This is a genomic window from Giesbergeria sp. (assembly GCF_028686475.1).
Lineage (GTDB): Bacteria > Pseudomonadota > Gammaproteobacteria > Burkholderiales > Burkholderiaceae_C > Simplicispira.
Map to the genome: position 1 here is coordinate 1 of NZ_JAQUCA010000034.1, position 18,478 is coordinate 18,478.

An 18,478-nucleotide genomic window follows, 5' to 3' on the forward strand; every position below is an offset into this window, starting at 1 on the left:
CTGATACGTGCATTTGCTGCCATAGCCAACGAACTCCAAGCCGCTGGCTACACCAGCACAGAAGCGGCGCGCATCCGCGCCGAGGTAGAGCATTACAGCAAGGTGCGTGACGAAATAAAACTCTCCAGTGGCGACCATATCGACCTCAAGGCCTACGAACCGGCCATGCGGCACTTGATTGACACCTATATCCGCGCAGAGGAAAGCGAAAAAATATCTGCCTTTGACGATTTCAACCTGATTGAACTGCTGGTGCAGCGTGGCCCCGAAGCCGTTGCCGCCCTGCCCGAGCGCATGCGCCAGCACCAAGACGCTGTGGCCGAGACGATTGAAAACAATGTGCGCAGGGTCATCATCAATGAAAGCCCGATTGACCCAGCCTACTACGACAAAATGTCCAGCCTGCTGGAGGCCTTAGTCGAGCAAAGGCGCAAAGGCGTGTTGGAGTACAAGGAATACTTGGCCCAAGTGGCAGCATTGTCTCGCCAAGTGCTGCAAGCGCACAGTGCCAGCTTCGGCTTGCCATCCAGCTTGCGAACGGCAGCCCAGAAAGCCCTGTACAACAACCTGTGGCAAAACGAAGCCTTAGCCTTGCAGGTCGATGGGGCGGTGCGTGCCAGTAGCCAAGACAACTGGAAAGCCAACACCATGAAAACCAAGCTGGTACGTAAAGCCATTCGCGCTGTGCTGGAGCCTACGCTGGCCAGCGGGTTGACTGAAGTGCAAGAGCCTAGTGGCAGCTACGCATTGGAAGCCGAAACCACCCGTATCCTCGAATTGGCCAAACAGCAACATGAATACTGAGCGCCGTTCCATCACTGTCAGCGACATCGAGGTACACATAGAGCGTAAAGACATCAAAAACCTGCACCTCGGGGTCTATCCGCCCAATGGTCGGGTGCGCGTGGCTGTGCCGTTGCTTATCAGTGACGAAGCGGTGCGGTTGGCGGTCATTGGCAAGCTGGGCTGGATACGTCGCCAGCAAGCTAAATTTGAGCAGCAGCCACGCCAATCTGAGCGGCAGATGGTCAATGGTGAAAGCCATTACTTCTTAGGCCAACGGTACCTGTTGCAGGTGCAAGAGCAGCCCGGCAAACAATACGCTGCCCTCAGTGGTAGGCGCTGCTTAAACCTGTTTGTGAACCCTAACCGCAGCACGGCCCAGCGCGAGGCGGTGTTGGCACGCTGGTACCGTCAACAATTGGCAGAGTTGTTGCCTGCCCTGTTGGCCCAGTGGGAAACAGCGCTGGGGGTGCAGGCCAGCGCTTGGGGCATCAAAAAAATGAAGACCCGCTGGGGCAGCTGCAACACGGTGAGCAAGCGCGTGTGGTTTAACCTAGAACTGGCCAAAAAGCCGCTGCCATGCCTAGAGTACGTGGTGGTACACGAACTGGCACACTTGGTAGTACCCAACCATTCAGCGCAGTTCAAGGCCTTGTTAGACCAGCACCTACCTCATTGGAAAAGCCGCCGCGAGTTACTGAACCAGCAGCATCTAGGGCATGAAGATTGGTAACTGAAAGTGCCATTGACCAAATAAGTACCCCTATTTCTTTCTCCATTTGTTTCTTACTTTGTTTCTTTCTTGGTACAATACAAACTTACTAACTACAAGCTCATACAATGCGACCCACAGAATTCAGCGACGAAGAAATCGTTCGAGCAGGGCTAGAGTTGCAATCCGAAGGCAAGAACGTCACTGGATTTGCTTTGCGCCAACGGGTCGGTGGCGGTAGTGCAAGCAGACTTAGAACCGTTTGGACTGAGTACACAAACAGCCAAAATTTAGCCCCCAAAGCCCCCGTAGTAGAACTGCCGCAGGAAATAGCTGAGCAGCTGAATTTGGTGAGCGCAGCATTGAACGAACGGCTCAAGACTTTAGCTGCGACCCTCCATGACAAAGCAGTCAAGGCAGCAGATAGGCGTGTAGCAGAACTGGTTCATGCAACTGACGAGCAAAGAAAGCAGAGTGAGCGTGAGCTTGCTGATGCAGGTCTGGCGGTCGATGAGCTTGAAGAAAAACTTGATGCAGCACTGGCTGAACGCGAGCTACTACGCACCAAGCTTGATGAGTCGAACACAGTCATTCAACACCAAGCTATCGAAATTGCACAACTGACCGAACGTCTCAGGTCCACGACGGAATTGCTCACCTCAACAGATGAGCGGCTTAAAGCTGAATCTGCAAAAGCAAGCGCGGCACGCGAAGAAGCAGCGCGCTATGCAGGACAAATTGACGTTCTAGAGCGTCAAAATGCTGAGCTTTCTGCCAAGCTTGAGCAGCGGAGTTCCTCCAGCTGACCATAGGTCCTAGTAGGCACCATTGTGGCCAATTGAAATAGCCAAATTGGCTATGGCCAATTTACATCGGTACATTCATTTTTGGCTATAGCCTCCAGCATAGGACAAATTAAGTACACCCTTTTTGGCCAAGAAATGCAAGTTGCACGTATCTACATTCGAGTCAGTACCGACGAACAAGACTTATCGCGTCAAGAGCAAATTGCTGATGATGCGCGAAAGAAGGGGTACTACATTGCTGGAATTTATAAAGAAAAAGCTTCAGGCGCACGAGCAGATAGACCCGAGCTGTTACGCATGATTGCGGATTTGCAGCCTGGTGATGTCGTGATTGCTGAAAAAATGGACAGACTCAGTCGCCTGCCATTGGTGGAAGCTGAGCTGCTAATTGGCGCTATCCGCGCTAAAGGCGCTAGGCTCGCAGTGCCCGGGTTGCTTGACCTGAGTCAGATGTCTTTTGATACTGACCCCACAGCTCGCATAGTGCTCGAAGCGATGCAGGAATTACTGCTGAAGTTGGCTTTGCAAGTGGCTCGGGAAGATTACGAGACCCGACGAGAACGCCAAAAACAGGGGGTACAACTTGCAAAAAGCGCGGGTAAATATACCGGTCGCAAGGCAGACACAAGCACTCATCAGCGCATCGTTGCGCTGCGAAAAAGTGGTCTAACAATCAAGCGTACAGCTGAATTGTGTGCATGCAGCATGAGCCAAGTTAAGCGCATCTGGTCTATACAGAAACCTGCTTCATGTGACTGAGATTGCAAAGCAATCGATAAAAAAATTTGATGAAAGGACACGGAAGTAATCCAGATTTCCCGTAGGGTACTAGACCTCTCCGACGTTAAGAGAGTCATGTAGCCTGCTCAAGTTCTCCGACGTACGTAGTACCTCAGTGAATCAGGTATAGATAAATTTTTTAAAAATAAAAATTTTGCTGAATTTTTAAATTTTTGCTCTCAATCAGCTCAACATCGAGCATGCTTCGGATGTGTCCTTGGAATTTTTCAAACTTCTTAACCAGACGACCTACCGGCGAATCTTGTGGTGAATGCATCAGAACTTTTGGAAGCTATACCGTAGCTACAAGCCAAGTGTCACAACCTACACTTGTATAAGATACAATGATGGGCATAGCCACATCAATCGCCTCAGCAAAGTTAGAGTTGGGGTGCCGATATGTCTTAGTTGTGCATGCTAAGAAGCAAAATCGTTCTCAGCATAGAACAAATTAACAAACTTGTCGCAACACTAGCGCGAGGAAATATTTAAATGCCCTGAGGGGCTATTGAGGCCAGCTATTTGGATGCTGGGATGCGACGCACTGATGGAGTGTGTCGATGTCGTATGTGCATGCAGTTCTTTCTGCAGTACCCTTATTGAAAAGAGAATGGAACAAGAAGCAACGCTTGCTTCTGCAAAACGCTGTCCGTAATACCTTGCCAAAGCATCGGGCTGCTGCTTGCCTGCGTCACCGTCTGGGCTCCTCTGCAGTGACAGTCAGCGCCAGCACAAGTGGGGCCACTCGCCTTGGTGGCTTGATGGTTTGCAATGCTTTTCATATTTGCCCAATTTGTCATCACAATAAGATGGAGCAAGAGAAGGCAATGCTTGCCGACTTTGTTACCAAGCATTATGCCGACGGTGGCTTCATGGTTGATGCTGTACTGACCATTCCTCATGCAGCTGGTGAGTCGTTGAGTGATGTACAGTCTCGGCTTGAACTAGTGTGGAATTCTCTGCGTAGCAAAGCCATTTGGCGGGAACTTTCTGAATACTTGGGGATTGTCGGCTCCGTCCGCAAGTTGGAGGTCACATTGACTTCCAATGGTTGGCATCCTCACTACCACGTCTCGCTTTTATGTAATTGGGCACATAGTAGAGGTCTTAGAGGATTCAACCGACAAACTGTCTTAGCTGATGCTCATGCCCAAGTGGCAGCTAGTTGGGCTAGGGCCGGAGAACGCAGCGGCATTAAGGTGAGTCTCTTCGCCCAAGCTGCAGTCGCGATAGTGGCTGGAGTGGATGCCCAAAAGGCTATCGCATACAACGCGAAGAATATGGGCTATGGCGGTAAGAGCAAAAGTCTGACACCGATGGACCTCCTGCGTGTGGTTGACCAGAGTACTGACCCAACAGCAGTGTGCGCGGCTCGGCGTTTGTTTTCGGAGTATGCAGCAGCAGTCAAGGGTAAGCATGCGCTGTCGTACCTTGGCACGGCACGTGTCGCGAAGTCTAAGCTATCCGGTAAAGACAAACCACCCGCTGCTAGTGAGCCTGAGTATGTGCGACTGGGAACCATCTCCGGAGATGCATGGAACGCAGTCGTAAAAGCTGGACAGCGAGAGGCGATGGCGCAGGTGATGACATGTGAGGAGTTAATGCAAGCTGTACTCCGGGCCGCGCACTTTGCAGGTTTTACTTTCATACCCTCAGGCTGGTTGACCTTCATGCCGGAAAGCAAAACCGTAATAATGGTCAAGTGCGAGCCAACCTCCATCCCCTCATTGGTTTTGCGTGTTTGATTGGCCTTCAGCACCAAGAAAAAGTTGAGCGCAATCCCCTAAAGCGTTAGCAAATACCTCAGGAAAGATTCCCGGCCATGTTGGGACGGTGGCTGCTGCATGCGCAGTGTATTTGCGTCAAAAAAAGGTTCCTTAACTCAGACGGTTGTAAAGAAATAGCATCCCAATAAAAAACCACCCAAGAAGGGTGGCTGAGGGAGGTTAAATAATACCGAGGGTGTGCAGAATTTTGTGTAAACGGCCAATCCACCGCCAGCGCAAGCTGGCCTGTCCGTAAGCACTATGAACATCAAGAAACACGACATTCCCGAAGAACTGCTCTCGAACCTACTGGCCAACTACAAAAAGCCTGAAGACCTCATCGGCGACAATGGCCTGCTCAAGCACCTGACCAAACTGCTGGTTGAACGCGCCTTGGACACCGAGCTGACCGAGCATCTGGGCCATCAGCGCCATGAAGCGGTGGCCAACCCCAGCGGCAACACCCGCAACGGCAAAAGCAAGAAAACCCTCAAAGGTGACTTCGGTGCCTTGCCTATCGAGGTGCCCCGTGACCGCCACGGCAGCTTCGAGCCCCAAATCATCCCCAAGCACCAGACCCGCCGGGCTGGGTTCGACGACAAAATCATCTCGCTGTACGCCCGTGGCATGACGGTGCGTGAGATACAGGCTCACTTGGAGGAGATGTATGGCACCGAGGTCTCCCCCAGCCTGATTTCCTCGGTGACGGACGCTGTAGCTGATGAAGTCAAGGCCTGGCAGTCCCGCCCCCTGGATGCCATCTACCCCATCGTCTATCTGGACTGCATCCATGTGAAGGTGCGCGAAGGCGCGGTACGCGTCAAAGCGGTGTACTTGGCCATTGGCATCAGCATGACCGGGGAGAAGGAGGTGCTGGGCTTGTGGCTGGCCCAAACTGAGGGGGCCAAGTTCTGGCTGCAGGTGGTGACCGAGTTACGCAATCGGGGGGCGCAGGATATCTTTATCGCCTGTGTCGATGGACTCAAGGGCTTTCCTGAGGCCATCGAGGCGGTGTTTCCCCAAACCCTGGTGCAGTTGTGCATCGTGCACATGGTGCGCCAGAGCCTGAACTATGTCTCATGGAAGCAACGCAAACAGGTGGCAGCCGACCTGCACCGCCCGTTCACAATGTAGCTATATTATTGTATTAAACCCATACTTTTTAGCAATAAAAAACTTACTTTTAACACTTATTTAATATTAATACAATATGATTTTAACTGTAGCAAACACAAAAGGGGGTGTTGGTAAAACGACGCTGTCTGTCAATATCGCAGCGGCTCGTGCGCTCGCAGGAAGGGACGTTTGGCTGCTTGACGGAGACCGTCAAGCCACAGCCCAGTCTGCAATGACCATTCGCGCGCAGCAGGTCGGAAATTTATTTGGCCTCGCTTACGCTAACTACCACGATGGCTCACTGCTTAAAGCGCAGTTGCAGCTACAGGCAGAAAAGTTTGATGATGTCGTGATTGATGTCGGGGGGCGGGATTCGACGTCATTGCGTGCAGCTCTGCTCTTGTCCGATGCCGTTTTGATACCTGTACAACCCCGAAGTTTCGACGTATGGGCACTGAGTGACATGACTTCACTGATTGCGGAGGTTCGCAAAATACGTGAGGGTCTGCGCTGTTTTGCTGTGCTCAATTTCGCTGACCCCGGTGCTTCGAAAGACAACATCGAGGCCGCAGCAGCGATTGCTGACTTTCCTGAGCTCGAGTACTTACCGACGCCATTGGGTCGGCGTAAGGCATTCGCTACTGCAGCTAGTCTGGGCAAATCGGTCCTTGAGCTGCACCCCAAAGACGCGAAAGCTATTAAGGAGCTAAATTCACTGCTAAAAGCATTGTTTTAATATTAAAAAAGTGTTAAAACAATATTCTTTAAATGTTGTAATGAATGTTAAAATAAACCTATGTCAATTATCAAAAAACCATCTATACAGGAACTAGACCGCAACATTGCCGCAGAAATGTTCATTTCAGGAGCTCCGGACGCTGCGGTTGCACTCCCGGTTCAGCAGGAAGAAACGAAGAAAGCACCTAAGCGCGTTCGAAAAGGCAAAAAGTTGCAAATCAGTTTGACCATCTCTGAGCCCCTGTTGGAGCGCGTTGATGCGCTCGCCCTCAGCATAGGTCAGAGCCGGGCAGCCGTGATTAACCTGGCTATCTTGCAGGCCCTGAACGTGGGCGTACGGATTGATGGCACCAACCTCCATAGCTGAGGTAGCCCTACGATAATGATGAAGTCAAGAAAGAGCAAAGCCCCGCTGTAGACAGCGAGGCTTGGCAGGGGGCAGGAGTTGGGTGCTTGGAACCGCCCAACGTCCTAAGTGCTAAACCAATCTAGGCCAACACGAACAGCCTTCATTGTATAGCACCTCGTTTGCCTCATTTTTCAACTATGGAAACAAGAAGAAGCAAATGGCGCAGGCACAGTTGAAGTTGTTCAGTCCGCACGATGAGGCACAGTGTTACCTTGACTCCAGCAGGCAGGGGTTTTTTTCGATTCTGGTCGCACCGAGTCTGAGTAGTGCAAAACGTCAGCAGAGCTACCGCCTCGCTGAGATGCCAACGGTTCTCTCCGGCTTAGACAAGACCCGCGATACTTGGCTATCGCAAGCTGAATTTTTTCGACCCAACAGACGTGTCGTCAACTTGGCTCGCATTGGCCTGTTATTCGCTGACATCGACAGCTATAGACAAGATTGGGCGCAAGGCAGAAGTCCAGAGCGTCTAGCAACAGATGTGCTTTTTTTCTGTCGAGAAGAAGGTCTGCCACCCCCTTCCATCTTAGTGTTTTCAGGCAGAGGCTTGCAAGCCAAGTGGCTCATCGAGGGTGCGCTGCCACGCCAAGCTCTACCGCGCTGGAATGCTTGCCAACGGGCATTGGTTGATAGGCTGGCATTTGCAGGGGCTGACCCTGCTGCTCGGGACGCCTCCAGAGTGTTGAGGCTCATCAACACAGTCAATACGAAAAGTGGTGAGATATGCCGGGTTGTGCACGTCGAACCCGGAGAGGACGGTCAGCCTATACGCTATGGCTTCGAGTGGTTGGCTGAAACATTGTTGCCGATTGGACGATGGGACCTAGAGTCGAAAAAGAAGGCCCGTAAAGCCTCTTCTGAGTTGAAGTTGGTACCTGGGTACCACACAGGCAATTTAAGGCCGCTAAACGGCCGCCAGCTGGCTTGGTCTCGCCTCGAAGACCTAAGGCTACTGGCTGAATTGCGTGGAGGTGTCCATGAGGGTGAGCGCATGCTGCATCTTTTCTGGAGGCTAAATTTTTTGCTGCTCTCCGGGGCGACTCACTCCGGTGGAATGTTCCACGAGGCAGTAGCCTTAGCCCGCGAATTGGACCCTTCTTGGGGCTATTCGAGTTCCGACTTGACGACTTTGTACCGGAAAGCCCAAGCGTACGAAGCGGGCGAGCGGGTTGAGTTCAATGGCAAGCAGTTTGCACCGCTGTACACCCCCCGTAATGCGACATTGATTTCGATTTTTGGCATTACAGACCAAGAACAGCGCAGCTTAAGCACGGTCATCTCCCAAGAGATGGCACTGGAACGTCGCCGGGAGAGAGACAGAAAACGCGACGAAGCACGCAGGCGTGCTGTCGGTGAGGTTGACCGGCAAACTTACATAGAAGTGGCCCAGAACAAGAAAGCGCAGGCGCTCGTACTGCGGGCCCAGGGGCTCACTGTACGAGCTATCGCAGCCCGATTAGGTATCAGTAAAACCGCTGCCGCTGACTATGTTGCAGGTGGTTGAAGCCTTGTTTGTCCGAAGTCCCTCCCCTATTACTATGGCGTAGCCTGTGTGTTCCGGCCAAAGGCCTCTTCTTGAACTGCGCTAGCTTCTAAGAGGAAACTTCAATTGCAAATTCCGAGCGCAGTCCGGGTGAAGTGCGTAGCACGTAATTCGGAAGCCTTGGGCGGCTTTTGCATCAGCGGCCTTGTCCTTGGGCTAGGTGGGCACAATCGGGGGCTGACTGCTACCGCCGCGCCACTTTTTTGAACCCTTCCATCGCAGCAAAACATGGCCCTGAAAAAATCTGAACTCTACTCATCCCTCTGGAAATCCTGCGACGAGCTGCGTGGCGGCATGGATGCCAGCCAGTACAAAGACTATGTGCTGGTGCTACTGTTCGTCAAATATGTGTCTGACAAATACGCGGGCGACCCCGATGCCCTGATTGAAGTGCCAATTGGGGGCCGTTTTGCCGACATGGTGGCCGCCAAAGGCAGCAAAGAGATTGGCGACCAGCTTAACCAAATCATTGCCCGCTTGGCCTATGCCAACGAGAACCTGCGCGGCGCTATCAACGTGGCCGACTTCAACGATGAGGAAAAGCTAGGCAAGGGCAAAGACATGGTGGACAGGCTCACCCGGCTGGTGTCCATTTTTGAAGGGCTAGACTTTGGCCGCAACCGCGCCGAGGGCGATGACCTGCTGGGTGATGCCTACGAGTACCTGATGCGCCACTTTGCCACCGAGAGCGGCAAGAGCAAAGGCCAGTTCTACACCCCGGCAGAAGTCTCGCGCGTGATGGCGCAGGTAATAGGCTTGGGCGAAGCCAAGCAAGCCACACAAAGCATTTACGACCCTGCCTGTGGTTCTGGTTCCTTACTGCTGAAAGCGCACGACGAGGCCAAAAGCCGCACCGGGCTGGATTTGGCCCTGTACGGCCAAGAAATGGACAACGCCACCAGCGCCCTGGCCCGCATGAACATGGTGCTGCACGATTGCCCCACGGCAGAAATTTGGCAAGACAACACGCTATCGCGCCCGCACTTTTTGGGCGAACGTGGCGGCCTGAAAACCTTTGACTTTATCGTGGCGAACCCACCGTTCTCAACCAAAGCGTGGACCAGCGGCCTCAACCCCGCCAACGACCTGTATGAGCGTTTTGAATGGGGTATTCCGCCCGAGAAAAACGGCGACTATGCCTTTTTGCTGCACATCCTCAAAAGCCTCAAAAGCACCGGCAAGGCGGGGGTGATTTTGCCGCATGGGGTCTTGTTTCGGGGTGGGGCCGAAGGCAGCATCCGCACCCAGCTAGTGCAACAGGGGGTGATTCAAGCCATTATTGGCCTGCCTGCCAACCTGTTCTACGGCACTGGCATCCCGGCCTGCATCATTGTGTTGGACAAAGAAGGCGCTGCCGGGCGCAAGGGCATTTTTATGCTGGATGCCAGCAAAGGCTTTATCAAAGATGGCAACAAAAACCGCCTGCGCGAACGCGACATCCACAAAATTGTGGATACCCTAAGCCGCCGCCAAGAGGTGCCCCAATACGCCCGCTTGGTGCCCTTGGAGGAAGTGGCCCGCAACGACTACAACCTGAACCTGCCGCGCTACATCGACAGCACCGAGCCGGAAGACCTGCAAGACATTGCCGCGCACCTGCAAGGCGGCATTCCGCTGCGCGACATTGACGGCCTGCACGCCTATTGGCAAGTCTTGCCCAGCGTGCGCGAGACCCTATTCCAGCCCGCCGAGCGCCCCGGTTATTGCCAATTGCGTGTCGCACCCGGCCAGATTAAGGCCAGCATTTTTCAGCACCCAGAGTTCACCAGCTTTAACCAAAGCGTCACCGCCCTGTTTGACGGCTGGAAAGCCGCCCACACCCAGCGCCTGAGCAGCATTGCCTTGGGCGACCGCCCCAAGCTGCTGCTGGAAGCACTGTCCGAAAGCCTGCTCTACACCTTCCGCCACAGCGGCCAAGTGGCTACGCTGATAGACCCCTACGCCATCTACCAGCACCTGATGGACTATTGGGCAGAAACCCTGCAAGATGATGCTTGGATGCTGGCCACCGACGGCTGGGCGGCGCTGCGTAGCGATGGCAGCCCGAACGCCGACCTACTGCCCAGCGCCCTGCTGGTAGCGCGTTACTTTGCCAGCGAACAGGCGCAACTAGAGCAACAGCAAGCCCAGCGCGATGCCATCAGCCGCCAATTGGAAGAATTGGAAGAAGAACACGGCAGCGACGATGGCCTGCTGGCCGAAGCCAAAAACGACAAGGGCAAACTGACCGCCAAAGGGGTGAAAGACCGGCTGAAAGCCATTAAAGCCGACCCCAGCGCTACCGAAGAAAGGCTGCTCTTGCAGCAATACGCCGCCTTGGCCGACCAAGAAGCCAGCGCCAACAAGCAACTGAAAGCCGCCGAAAAGGCGCTAGAAGCCCAAGTGGCGGCCCGCTACGCGCAACTGACGCGCCCCGAGCTAGAAACCCTGCTGGTGGTAGATAAATGGCTCACCGCCCTGACTGAACGCGTGCAAAGCGAACTAGACCGCATGAGCCAACAACTAACCGGACGCATCCAGCAACTGGCGCAACGCTACGCCACCCCGCTGCCGCAACTGGCGCAAGAGGTGGAGGCATTGCAGGCCAAGGTCAATGCACATCTGAAGAAAATGGGGTTTGAGGTATGAGCGAAGAACAAATCAAGCCGGGGTATAAAAGGACGGAAGTGGGGATGATTCCGGAGGAGTGGAGGGTAGAAACGATTGGCAGTATTTTTTATCTTAAACAAGGAGTACAAACACCAGTTGAACTACAGTCTGCTATAAAAAAAGAGGACTACATAAGATTCATTCGGATTGTTGATTTGACAGACCCCAGTATCAGCTGGAGATATATTAAAAATCCTGGGAAAGACCATCACATCAGTTCTAATGATTTATTTATGGTTCGTTATGGAAGCCCCGGATTACTTGGGCTTGGCTTTTCAGGAGTAATTGCAAACAATTTATTTCGACTGATTCCGAAGAAAGAAATTAGCGTTAATTTTTATTATCAGTACATCAAAAACAAAAAAGCTGAGATTGTTGAGATTTCAGGCTCATCAACAATGCCAGCAGTAAACTTTGGAACTTTGAGTGCACTGGCAGTTTTATCACCACCATTGGCTGAACAACGCGCCATCGCCGCCGCGCTATCGGATGTGGATGCCCTGCTGGCCCAACTCGACCAACTGATTGCCAAAAAGCGCGACCTGAAACAGGCCACTATGCAGCAATTGCTCACCGGCCAAACCCGCTTGCCGGGGTTTTCTGGGGCGTGGCAGGTCAAGCGGTTGGGGGATGTTGGAAGCTGCTTGCGCGGTGTAACTTATAAAGGTGATAATGATTTATCACCCCATGATACCTCGTACACAAAGCGACTTTTACGCTCTAACAATGTTCAGAGTGCAACAGTTGTTCTTGATGAAGTGCAGTTTGTAAATTCTCGATGTGTCTCAGTACAGCAAATTCTTCAGAAAGATGATATTTTGATTTGCATGGCGAATGGAAGTAAATCTTTGGTTGGGAAGGCCGGTATTTTTAACGTAGCCGACGGCCATGAATACACCTATGGTGCATTCATGGCCTGCTTCCGAACTGAAGCTACTACATTTAACTCTTCTTTTGTTTTTTACTTATTCCAGACAGGAAAGTATAAAAACTACATCAACAATCTACTTGCTGGTTCGAGCATCAATAACTTGAATCCTAGTAGTATTGAGTCACTTGAATTTAACATTCCGCAAATAGCTGAACAAACCGCCATCGCCACCATCCTCTCTAATATGGATGCCGAACTCGCCACCTTGCAAGCCCGCCGCGATAAAACCCACGCCCTCAAGCAAGGCATGATGCAGGAGTTACTTACTGGAAGGATTCGCTTGGTATGACACGGCTGATACTCAACTGTGAGTCACCCACATCGGCCTTAAACTCTCTGACCGATATTCTTGGTGTGACAGCAGCCACACTCATTGACAGAATGCAATCTACAGAAATTGGTGCGGATGATTTGACAGACGATGTCGAACAAACGCTGGTCGCTCAATTTCTAGCAGATACCTATATTCCAAAATTTTTAGTTCTTTGGTTTCATGGTACACGGCTGCATCGGAACCACACATTGATGACAGAGGGTCTTCTTCCTGCACACAGGATGGAACCACGGCTTCGATATTGCCTGCAATCGCTCAGCGAGGGAATTGAGCGGCGAGGCTGCAGCAGGTTTGCGTCATCAAAGACTTGGAAACCATCACACGAGGGACCATTTGCCATGCTATGCCGTACAGCCGTGGCCGTACCTTCCGGGGTCAACGGAAGCTATATCTTTCGCCCTGAACTTGTGGACGACATCGCAGGCGAACTGTTGGGAGAAAACTTCCGTGCACTCACAGATAGGTTTGCCCAACAGTCTAATCCAAGCATTATTCATTTCCTAGGTTCTCCTACGGCTGTAGTCCTCCAAAGGGCATTACGTTATGTGTACGAAACTTTGATTGAAGGTCGAGACGATATTGAATCTGCCACAAGTTCAAATGCGTGCTTTGATGGAGGTGGGATTCCTGTACCACCAGAGAGAATTCTCAAAATCGAGATTCTTTCGCAAGCCGTGTAGGTTGGGTTATCGATGCAACCCAAAATTTTCAAAAATCAAAACTACGAAATCTCATGAAAATCACCGAAGAATCCATGCAGGTGTTAGAAGCTCGTATTCCTATGTTGGCACAACAAGCCTTCCAAAACGCCTACCGCCAAGCCTTGGCCCGTAGTGGTAAAGTCATGCGTGCCGTCAATGGCAAATTGGTAGAGACCCATGCCGATGGTACAGAAACCATCATCCGCACCCTGCACAGCCCCATCAAAGTCACTGCTGGAGCCAAGTACAAGCTGAAATCTCGCGTGGTTTCTTTTTAATGACCACCGTGCAGCCACCAAATAATGTGAATCTGACCCCCCCCTTTTTTATTTTAAATTTAAAGATATGAATTATTGTAAATTCTTTCAAAAAGAAACCAGCAGCTTGTATAGCCGAGAAATAAACTCAAGCATGCAATCCACAGAACCTACTTCTAAATCAGTGATTTGGTGTTCTCATCAAAACTCTCCTGTCACAGAAAAAATATCTAAGTCTGTTATAGGTGGAGGGAAAGGACTTCTCTTGTGTAATGGTGATTTGAAATCATGCCCAATTTCAGTTGAAAAATTCAATAAAAACATCGAAGACTGATTTATTTTCAGTTAGATAATGTGTTAAATAAAAACCCGCCTTGGGCGGGTTTAACTGAAAAATTATTAATAATTCATCGAATCTTCTTCAATTTCACTGTCTAATTTTCCAAGATGGCTCCAAGCATATTCGCTATAAACAGCATGCTCTTCTTCAATCGTGGAGCTTCTTTATAGTATTGCACTAAACACACTAAAAATACTCTTACGGTTAGGGCCACTAAATTAAACTGAGGTTCTGGCAGAGATGCTGCCAAATCATTCAAGAATTGGCCTAGCATTGAAATTTTCTCCTGAAGTGCATAAATCATCAGGGAGTCATCTACATAACTTCTTATGCTCGATGGAATTTTGTTTATTAAATAATCAAGGTATTTCATAATTTTATCCTTTGATAAAAATAAGATGTTAGTCCGGAATCTTAATAGCCGTGTAGAGAAAGAGTCTCTACCATTTCATTGTAGACCCTCTGTCAACCCCCTAGACTCAGGGTTAAAATGGAAAACTTATGCTCCAACGCCTCTACATTCATAACTTCCGCTGTTTGCAAAATTTCGAGTTCAAACCGGGCGAAGCCTCCTCGGCGCTGCTGATTGGCAAAAACGGCAGCGGTAAATCCACTCTGGTGCAGGCGCTCAAAATCTTCCAAGCCATAGGCCGGGGCAGTAACCGCGTCGGGCAGTTACTCAAGGCCAGCGATTTTGCTTGGGGCCGCACCGACACCCCAATGCGCTTAGAGTTGCAAACGGTGCTGGATGGGCATGTTTTCGCCTACACCTTGGCCTTGGATTTGCCCGAGCGCTTTAAGGAGCTGCGCGTCTTGGAAGAAGCCCTGACAGTGGACGGCGAGCCACTCTATGCGCGTGAACTGGCGCAAGTGACCTTGCAACGGCAAAACGCCAGCCAGCCCGAGGCGCGCTTCAACATCGACTGGCACTTAGTCGCCCTGCCGGTAATGCAAGACACCTCCAGCACTACCCCCTTGGGCACCTTCCGCGAGTGGCTGGCCTGTATGGTGCTACTGGCCCCCATGCCACGCCTGATGCACAGCGAAACCGTGGGCGACACCCTAGAGCCGGTGGAAGATGCCCGCAACCTGGCTGATTGGTTGTCGGGCCTGTTGGCCCATTACCCGGCAGCCTATGCCCCTCTGAGTGCCTACCTGCAACAGGTGATGCCCGATTTACGCGATTTCCGCTTTGAGCGTGCAGGTAAGGAGGCCAAAGAGCTGCTGGTGCGCTTTAAGGTGGGCCAGGCCCAGCACGAGCTGGACTTTGATGCGCTCTCGGATGGCGAAAAATGCTTCTTCCTGTGCGGCGTAGTGCTAGCCGCTAACCAAAGCTATGGCCCGCTGTTTGCTTTCTGGGATGAGCCAGACAACTTCCTATCGCTCAATGAGGTGAGCCACTTTGTTACCGCCCTGCGCCGTGGATTTCACCAAAGTGGTGGGCAAATCTGGATGACCTCGCACAACGAAGAGGCGGTGCGGCGCTTTTCGCACGATAACACCTGGGTGCTGGGGCGTAAAAGCCACTTAGAGCCGACCCTGGTGCGTTCTTTGGCCGAGCTTGGCCCAGAGACCGACCTCATCCAAGCCCTGATTTGCGGGGAGTTGGAGCCATGAGCGTGAATGCCTACCAGTTGCATGTTCTAGTGCTACCCGAAGACGATGCCAACCGGCAAATCGTGAACGGCTTTTTGCTCGACCCCTCGCTTAACGAACGTGCCATTCAGGTGTTGCCCATTGCTGGGGGCTGGGCTAAGGTGCGTGATGACTTTGTGACCGTGCATGTGCCCCAGTTACGCAAATACCCGAAACGGCATTTGGTGTTGCTGATTGATTTTGACGGCCAAGTGGACGACCGGATGCAGATTTTTCAGAAAGCTTGCCCTGCTGATGTGCGTGAACGGGTGTACCTACTAGGCACCCAAGATGAACCGGAGCCACTGCGCAAGGCTTGTGGCGTCTCACTGGAAAAAATCGGTGAACAACTGGGCCAAGCCTGTGCGGCAGGTGCAGTGGGACTATGGGGACATACCATGCTGGTACACAACCAAGCTGAACTCCAGCGCCTGATTGAAAACGTTAAACCATTTTTGTTCCGTTAGGGGCTTGTCTCATGTCCACCGCTGCTGTTGTCGGCCAAATCGAAAAAGCCACCCAAGCCCGTGTGCTGGCCTTGTTTCAGCAGCGGCTGGGCTACCGCTATCTGGGCCATTGGGCCGAGCGCAATAACAGCAACATCGAGCTGGAGCTGCTCAGGCCGTGGCTGCAGGGCCGTGGCGTGGCAGATACCCTGATTGGCCGCGCCCTGCACGAGTTCACTAAGGTAGCGGATGACAGCAGCAAAAGCCTGTACGACCGCAACAAGGCCGTCTATGAGATGCTGCGTTATGGCATTAAGGTGCAGGCCGGTGCGGGTGAAAACCACGTCACCGTCTGGCTCATCGACTGGCAAAACCCCGAGGCCAACGACTTTGCCGTGGCCGAAGAAGTCACCGTGCAGGGGGCCGACCTGCTCAACGCCGCGAAAGCGGCCACTAAGCGCCCGGATGTGGTGCTGTACGTCAACGGCATCGCTTTGGGGGTGTTGGAACTCAAACGCTCCACGGTTTCGGTGGCCGAAGGTATCCGGCAAAACCTCGACAACCAGAAAAAAGAGTTCATCCAGCCATTTTTTACCACCCTGCAATGGGTCATGGCAGGCAACGACACCGAAGGCCTGCGCTACGCCACCACCGAAACTCCGGAAAAGTACTGGCTGCAATGGATAGAACCCGACGGCCCACAGGCCGCTGAAGCCAACCCGCTCGACCGCCACTTATTACAGGTGTGCAGCAAAGCACGCTTTTTAGAGTTGCTGCACGACTTCATCGTGTTCGATGCTGGAACCAAGAAAGTCTGCCGGCAAAACCAATACTTTGGTACTAAGGCGGCACAAAACTGCATCCGCCGCCGCGAGGGCGGCATCATTTGGCACACCCAAGGCAGTGGCAAGAGCCTGACGATGGTGTGGCTGGCCAAGTGGATACGCGAGAACCGCCCCGGCGCACGGGTGCTCATCATCACCGACCGCACCGAGCTGGACGAACAAATCGAAAAAGTGTTCAAAGGGGTGAACGAGCAGATTTACCGCACTACCAGCGGGGCTGACCTGCTGGATAAGCTCAACGATACACAAGAAGGGTTGATGTGTGCGCTGGTACACAAGTTCGGCCGCACCGGGGCCAGTTCATCGAACGAAGGCGAAGCCGCCCAAGCCTTCATCGCCGACCTAAAGAAGTTGCCGGCCCAGTTTCAGGCTAAGGGCGACCTGTATGTGTTTGTCGATGAATGCCACCGCACCCAGTCTGGCGACTTGCACCAGGCCATGAAAGCCTTGCTGGCCAGTGCTTTGTTCATTGGTTTTACTGGCACGCCATTGCTTAAGGCCGACAAGCAAAAAAGCATCGAGGTGTTTGGCCGCTACATCCACACCTACAAATTTGACCAAGCGGTGCGTGAAGGCGTGGTGCTGGATTTGCGCTACGAAGCACGCGACATTGACCAGTCCACCACCTCGCAAGCCAAAATCGACCAATGGTTTGAGGCCAAAACCCAGGGCCTCAACGACATTGCCAAGGCCCAGCTGAAGAAAAAATGGGGAACCATGCAGCGGGTGTTGTCCAGCCAGTCGCGCCTTGAGCAAATCGTGGCCGACATCCTGCTGGACATGGCCATCCGGCCCCGCCTGATGGATGGCCACGGCAACGCCATGTTGGTGGCGGGCAGCATCTTTGAAGCCTGCAAGTTCTACGAGCTGTTTGCCAAGACCGAACTCAAGGGCCGGTGCGCCATCGTCACCAGTTACGCCCCCAATGTGGCCGATGCCAAAGGGGAAACTACTGGCGCAGGTGATACCGATAACCTGACCAAGTACCAAATTTACGGCCAAATGCTGTCGGATTGGTTCAATGAGCCCGTGGACAAGGCCATCACCAAGGCCGAGAAGTTCGAGCAAGAGGTCAAAAAGAAATTCATCGACGAACCAGGCCAGATGAAGTTGTTGATTGTGGTGGACAAGCTCCTGACCGGCTTTGATGCCCCATCGGCCACTTACCTCTACATCGACAAACAAATGCGCGACCACGGCCTGTTTCAGGCCATCTGCCGGGTCAACCGCCTCGATGGGGACGATAAGGAATACGGCTACATCGTTGACTACAAAGACCTGTTCAAGCGCCTAGAAAACGCAGTGGAAAACTACACCAGCGGTGCACTCGACGGCTTTGACAAGGCCGACGTGGCCGGCTTGCTGGAAAACCGTCTGGAAAAGGCGCGTGAGCACCTAGAAGATGCCCTAGAAACGGTGCGTGCCCTGTGCGAGACGGTCGCCTTACCACGCGACTCTGCAGCCTACCGCCATTACTTTTGTTGCCAGCAGCCCGGCGATGGCGTACAGCTGAAAGCGAACGAAGCCAAACGCTTGCAGCTCTACAAGCATGTGGCGGCGCTGATACGTGCATTTGCTGCCATAGCCAACGAACTCCAAGCCGCTGGCTACACCAGCACAGAAGCGGCGCGCATCCGCGCCGAGGTAGAGCATTACAGCAAGGTGCGTGACGAAATAAAACTCTCCA

The 18,478-nt window shown here is 52.5% G+C and carries 16 protein-coding genes and 2 pseudogenes; 17 read left to right on the forward strand and 1 reads right to left on the reverse strand.

Features of this window, described 5'->3' with window-relative positions:
- The 14 genes and pseudogenes from PHX60_RS14925 to PHX60_RS14990 all read left to right on the forward strand — a co-directional run.
- Nucleotides 1–804: pseudogene (locus tag PHX60_RS14925) on the forward strand (restriction endonuclease subunit R); the annotation flags it as partial.
- Nucleotides 794–1,516 carry a SprT family zinc-dependent metalloprotease gene (locus PHX60_RS14930; protein WP_300079349.1) on the forward strand — a complete coding sequence of 241 codons (723 nt, stop codon included), beginning with the start codon at nucleotides 794–796 and terminating at the stop codon, nucleotides 1,514–1,516. The pseudogene PHX60_RS14925 and the gene PHX60_RS14930, both read left to right, overlap by 11 nt.
- A 107-nt stretch (nucleotides 1,517–1,623) precedes the next feature.
- Nucleotides 1,624–2,301, forward strand: a complete 678-nt coding sequence (locus PHX60_RS14935) for a DNA-binding protein (protein WP_300079352.1) — start codon at nucleotides 1,624–1,626, stop codon at nucleotides 2,299–2,301.
- A 135-nt stretch (nucleotides 2,302–2,436) separates the two neighbouring features.
- The gene (locus PHX60_RS14940; protein ID WP_300079383.1) at nucleotides 2,437–3,060 is read left to right on the forward strand and encodes a recombinase family protein; all 624 of its coding nucleotides are present in this window, start codon (nucleotides 2,437–2,439) and stop codon (nucleotides 3,058–3,060) included.
- Nucleotides 3,061–3,641: 581 nt separating this feature from the next.
- Complete coding sequence (locus tag PHX60_RS14945; protein WP_300079354.1) at nucleotides 3,642–4,826, forward strand: hypothetical protein; 1,185 nt, start codon at nucleotides 3,642–3,644, stop codon at nucleotides 4,824–4,826.
- Nucleotides 4,827–5,108: 282 nt separating this feature from the next.
- Nucleotides 5,109–5,960 (forward strand): annotated as a pseudogene (locus PHX60_RS14950) (IS256 family transposase); the annotation flags it as partial.
- 97 nt (nucleotides 5,961–6,057) lie between these two features.
- Nucleotides 6,058–6,699: an AAA family ATPase gene (locus PHX60_RS14955; protein ID WP_300079356.1), complete on the forward strand. Its 642-nt coding sequence runs from the start codon at nucleotides 6,058–6,060 to the stop codon at nucleotides 6,697–6,699.
- Nucleotides 6,700–6,759: 60 nt separating this feature from the next.
- A complete protein-coding gene (locus tag PHX60_RS14960; protein ID WP_300079359.1) occupies nucleotides 6,760–7,068 on the forward strand; it encodes a ribbon-helix-helix protein, CopG family in 309 nt (102 codons plus the stop codon).
- A 145-nt stretch (nucleotides 7,069–7,213) separates the two neighbouring features.
- Nucleotides 7,214–8,614, forward strand: coding sequence for a replication protein (locus PHX60_RS14965; protein ID WP_300079362.1), 1,401 nt, complete (start codon nucleotides 7,214–7,216; stop codon nucleotides 8,612–8,614).
- A gap of 267 nt (nucleotides 8,615–8,881) precedes the next feature.
- Nucleotides 8,882–11,281, forward strand: a complete 2,400-nt coding sequence (locus tag PHX60_RS14970; protein WP_300079364.1) for a type I restriction-modification system subunit M — start codon at nucleotides 8,882–8,884, stop codon at nucleotides 11,279–11,281.
- Nucleotides 11,278–12,522, forward strand: a complete 1,245-nt coding sequence (locus PHX60_RS14975; protein WP_300079366.1) for a restriction endonuclease subunit S — start codon at nucleotides 11,278–11,280, stop codon at nucleotides 12,520–12,522. Before PHX60_RS14970 ends, PHX60_RS14975 begins: the two co-directional genes overlap by 4 nt.
- Nucleotides 12,519–13,247 (forward strand): hypothetical protein, encoded by a 729-nt coding sequence (locus PHX60_RS14980; RefSeq protein ID WP_300079368.1) that lies wholly within the window; start codon nucleotides 12,519–12,521, stop codon nucleotides 13,245–13,247. The genes PHX60_RS14975 and PHX60_RS14980 overlap by 4 nt, the downstream gene beginning before the upstream one ends.
- Before the next feature lie 53 nt (nucleotides 13,248–13,300).
- Entirely contained in the window at nucleotides 13,301–13,546 is a 246-nt protein-coding gene (locus PHX60_RS14985; protein WP_300079370.1) for a hypothetical protein, read from the forward strand.
- A 133-nt stretch (nucleotides 13,547–13,679) separates the two neighbouring features.
- Nucleotides 13,680–13,859 (forward strand): hypothetical protein, encoded by a 180-nt coding sequence (locus PHX60_RS14990; RefSeq protein ID WP_300079372.1) that lies wholly within the window; start codon nucleotides 13,680–13,682, stop codon nucleotides 13,857–13,859.
- A gap of 100 nt (nucleotides 13,860–13,959) precedes the next feature.
- On the opposite strand, the gene PHX60_RS14995 is transcribed toward PHX60_RS14990, so the two are convergent.
- On the reverse strand, nucleotides 13,960–14,238 hold the full coding sequence (locus tag PHX60_RS14995; RefSeq protein ID WP_300079374.1) for a hypothetical protein: 279 nt from the start codon (nucleotides 14,236–14,238) through the stop codon (nucleotides 13,960–13,962).
- Between the two features lie 128 nt (nucleotides 14,239–14,366).
- On the opposite strand from PHX60_RS14995, the gene PHX60_RS15000 reads away from it, so the two are divergent.
- From PHX60_RS15000 to PHX60_RS15010, 3 genes are all read left to right on the forward strand, one after another.
- A complete protein-coding gene (locus tag PHX60_RS15000) occupies nucleotides 14,367–15,482 on the forward strand; it encodes an AAA family ATPase (protein WP_300079376.1) in 1,116 nt (371 codons plus the stop codon).
- Nucleotides 15,479–15,967: a hypothetical protein gene (locus tag PHX60_RS15005; protein WP_091459280.1), complete on the forward strand. Its 489-nt coding sequence runs from the start codon at nucleotides 15,479–15,481 to the stop codon at nucleotides 15,965–15,967. The genes PHX60_RS15000 and PHX60_RS15005 overlap by 4 nt, the downstream gene beginning before the upstream one ends.
- A gap of 11 nt (nucleotides 15,968–15,978) precedes the next feature.
- The coding region (locus PHX60_RS15010) for an HsdR family type I site-specific deoxyribonuclease (protein WP_300079381.1) at nucleotides 15,979–18,478 on the forward strand (2,500 nt) is incomplete at its 3' end.

Coding starts and splice junctions, on each gene's coding strand:
- PHX60_RS14930 (WP_300079349.1), top strand. CDS start 794: ATGAATACTGAGCGCCGTTCCATCACTGTCAGCGACATCGAGGTACAC.
- PHX60_RS14935 (WP_300079352.1), top strand. CDS start 1,624: ATGCGACCCACAGAATTCAGCGACGAAGAAATCGTTCGAGCAGGGCTA.
- PHX60_RS14940 (WP_300079383.1), top strand. CDS start 2,437: ATGCAAGTTGCACGTATCTACATTCGAGTCAGTACCGACGAACAAGAC.
- PHX60_RS14945 (WP_300079354.1), top strand. CDS start 3,642: ATGTCGTATGTGCATGCAGTTCTTTCTGCAGTACCCTTATTGAAAAGA.
- PHX60_RS14955 (WP_300079356.1), top strand. CDS start 6,058: ATGATTTTAACTGTAGCAAACACAAAAGGGGGTGTTGGTAAAACGACG.
- PHX60_RS14960 (WP_300079359.1), top strand. CDS start 6,760: ATGTCAATTATCAAAAAACCATCTATACAGGAACTAGACCGCAACATT.
- PHX60_RS14970 (WP_300079364.1), top strand. CDS start 8,882: ATGGCCCTGAAAAAATCTGAACTCTACTCATCCCTCTGGAAATCCTGC.
- PHX60_RS14975 (WP_300079366.1), top strand. CDS start 11,278: ATGAGCGAAGAACAAATCAAGCCGGGGTATAAAAGGACGGAAGTGGGG.
- PHX60_RS14980 (WP_300079368.1), top strand. CDS start 12,519: ATGACACGGCTGATACTCAACTGTGAGTCACCCACATCGGCCTTAAAC.
- PHX60_RS14985 (WP_300079370.1), top strand. CDS start 13,301: ATGAAAATCACCGAAGAATCCATGCAGGTGTTAGAAGCTCGTATTCCT.
- PHX60_RS14990 (WP_300079372.1), top strand. CDS start 13,680: ATGCAATCCACAGAACCTACTTCTAAATCAGTGATTTGGTGTTCTCAT.
- PHX60_RS14995 (WP_300079374.1), bottom strand. CDS start 14,238: ATGAAATACCTTGATTATTTAATAAACAAAATTCCATCGAGCATAAGA.
- PHX60_RS15000 (WP_300079376.1), top strand. CDS start 14,367: ATGCTCCAACGCCTCTACATTCATAACTTCCGCTGTTTGCAAAATTTC.
- PHX60_RS15005 (WP_091459280.1), top strand. CDS start 15,479: ATGAGCGTGAATGCCTACCAGTTGCATGTTCTAGTGCTACCCGAAGAC.